This window comes from Nocardia sp. NPDC004168, from assembly GCF_040610355.1.
In the GTDB taxonomy this organism is placed as follows: Bacteria; Actinomycetota; Actinomycetes; order Mycobacteriales; family Mycobacteriaceae; genus Nocardia; species Nocardia sichangensis.
In genome coordinates this window covers 1-2,501 of record NZ_JBEXME010000095.1, presented here as the reverse complement: position 1 = coordinate 2,501, position 2,501 = coordinate 1, and the positions used below count along the sequence as shown (strand labels likewise).

The 2,501-nt window shown below is 68.5% G+C and carries 3 protein-coding genes; 2 read left to right on the top strand and 1 reads right to left on the bottom strand.

From position 1 onward, the window contains the following. Together ABZW96_RS37505 and ABZW96_RS37500 are read left to right on the top strand one after the other, a co-directional pair. Nucleotides 1-461, top strand: a 461-nt coding sequence (locus ABZW96_RS37505; protein WP_355081624.1) for a phage tail tip lysozyme, incomplete at its 5' end; no start/stop codon positions are given. Between the two features lie 386 nt (nucleotides 462-847). Beyond that, a complete protein-coding gene (locus tag ABZW96_RS37500) occupies nucleotides 848-2,071 on the top strand; it encodes a transglycosylase SLT domain-containing protein (protein WP_355081622.1) in 1,224 nt (407 codons plus the stop codon). Between the two features lie 65 nt (nucleotides 2,072-2,136). Here ABZW96_RS37500 and ABZW96_RS37495 read toward each other — a convergent pair. Continuing rightward, nucleotides 2,137-2,501, bottom strand: a 365-nt coding sequence (locus ABZW96_RS37495; RefSeq protein WP_355081620.1) for a C40 family peptidase, incomplete at its 5' end; no start/stop codon positions are given.

The window sequence follows — 2,501 nt, the reverse complement described above, 5'->3', positions numbered from 1 at the left end:
GCACGCGCGGCAACGGCGACAACATTCCGGGAGGCTCGAAAGCCAATCCGGCGGATGTCTATCGCTACCTCGTCTCGAAATACGGTCTCACGCCGGCCCAAGCAGCCGGAATCGTGGGTAACCTGCAGGTCGAGTCCGGTTTCAACACCAGCGCGTACAACTCGGGCGAAGGCGCTATCGGTCTGTGTCAGTGGCGGGGCGGGCGGCGGCAGGCCCTGGAGCGGTTCGCGGCAGCCCAAGGGAAGCCGGTCACCGACTGGAAGGTCCAGATCGATTTCATGATGGCAGAATTGCGCAGCAATGAATCCACCGCGTACGGATATCTCCGGGCCGCGCAGACGCCCGCCTACGCGGCGGCGGTCTTCGATCAGTATTACGAAAGAAGCTCCGGTGAGGCGAGAGGGCAGCGCATCGCCTACGCCAACAGCATCGCCTCGGCGATGCGCAACGTCGCCGTTTGACCTCGCCCGGCCTTCACCAGTCGCTCGGTGCCCTCTTCCATCGAGGCGCCACGCGGTTGTCCGCCGCCGCGTGCCGGGCACCGATATTCCCGCAAGCGGGAACAGCATGGGAGTGCTGGGGAGGTACCTGCATTAGGCTGCGGATACGCTTCGGGACGAGTGCCGGGGAAGAGGCATTCCGAGTCGGGTGAGCCGACAGCCGGGCAAGCGGCATGAGTTCACCGCATCGGCGCGGGCTTGCCGCATCGGCTGTGCGCTCTCCCGGTTCCAGCACGCACCGATCATGTCCGGCGATCGGCAGCGCGTACCGGGGCATCCGGCGGAAGGTGGATCATGGCTGCCTCTGTGGTCACCGCGCGTAGCGTCCGCACGCAGCGGGGGGACTGATGGCTCCGGCGGATCGCCTTGGGCCCGAGCGAGATCCCGATGAGCCCGGCGATCCGCGCGACGTGCGTGCGGGCGCCACCACCAGCGCGCCGCGCCGCCCCGCCAAGTCCGCGACGCGCGGCGCTCCCACCCCGATTCCGCGGCCGCAGCCGGGTGCGGCCGCACCGGCGGCACCGGTCGGCGCGACAGCTCAGGGGCGCACCCAGAATGCACCGTCGGCATCCGAGACGACCTCCGCGGCTGCGGGTTCACCCTCCGTTCCGCGCTCGGACACGCTGGGCATGGCGGGCTCGTCCACGCCCATGGCGGCCGCGGCGATGGGCGCGCTGGCGGCCATCGCCGCCCAATACGGTGACGGCCCGCCGACCGCCGTGACGGGACAGCCGTACGCGCCGCCCGATCTCGACGCGGCGCGGCCGAGCGGACCCGTCGTGTGGGACGGTGCGCTCGGTTCTCGATACGCCGACAGCAATCAGAATCGAGCACGCCACGGCGATGCGACACAGTCGATGAACGCCGAGCTGGAACGCATCCTCGGCGGCGCGGTCGACAACAGCACGCAGGGACGCGCAGCGATCGGTGCGATCCTCGCCGAGGTGAACACCGCGCTGACCGCGCTCGGCACCGTCCAGGACGCCAACGCGAGCAGGCAATTGGTGATCTCGACCTTGGACAGCGCCTTACAACGGGCGGGAACCGTGCTCGGCCAAGGACAGGCCGCCGCAGTGCTCACCGCCGATCGCGTAGCTGCTCTTGCCGACCGCTATCTGCGCGAGTCGCGTCCCGTCCAGCCGCGGCGGCCCCGCCGCACGTCCCACTCGGGCACGCACGGGCCCAGCGGCGGTCCGCCACGCACGCGGCCGTCCGGCCAGCAGGGGCAATGGATCAACGAAGCCTTGCAGGTGTTGCGTCAGCACGGCTACGACACGCGCCAGATCGATCCGGCCGACATCGCGGCGATCATCCAGCACGAGTCCGGTGGCAACCCCAACGCGATCAATCTCTGGGACAGCAACGCCGCGGCCGGAATTCCGTCGAAAGGCCTGATGCAGACCATCGATCCGACGTTCAACGCGTACTCCGTTCCGGGGCACCGTGATATCTGGAATCCGGTGGACAATATCGTCGCGGGCGTTCGGTACGCCATCGAACGTTACGGGTCGGTCAGCAACGTGCCGGGAATCGTGCAGATGCGCGGCGGCGGCTCGTACGTGGGGTATTGACGCCGGTCGCGGACGATCGGCTCCGGTGCGGCGGCGGCAGACAGCGGGCACGTCGGATCGACTGATCACGCCCACCGCGCGGCCGCGTAACTGCTGGGCAGTTTCCGGTACTGGACGTGGCCGCCGGTGTGGGGAGCTTCGACGCACATGCCGTTGCCGATGTACATGATGACGTGGCCCGGGTTGTTGGGTCCCTTGAACGAACTCGAGGGGAAAATAAGATCGCCGGGCTTGATGTCTCTGGGATTCACCTTGGGCAGGGTGCGGTATTGGTCGGCCGCGACTCGCGGAATCCGCACACCGGCGGCTGCCGCCGCGTATTGCATCAGGCCCGAGCAGTCGAAAGCGTTCGGCCCTTCCGCACCGTAGACGTAGGGGTCGCCGAGCTGGGCGAGTGCCACCTGGATGGCTTTCGCGGCGGCTCCGGTCG

Bases quoted from the DNA above. Each gene is read 5' to 3' on its own strand.
- ABZW96_RS37500 (WP_355081622.1), top strand. From the start codon at position 848: ATGGCTCCGGCGGATCGCCTTGGGCCCGAGCGAGATCCCGATGAGCCC.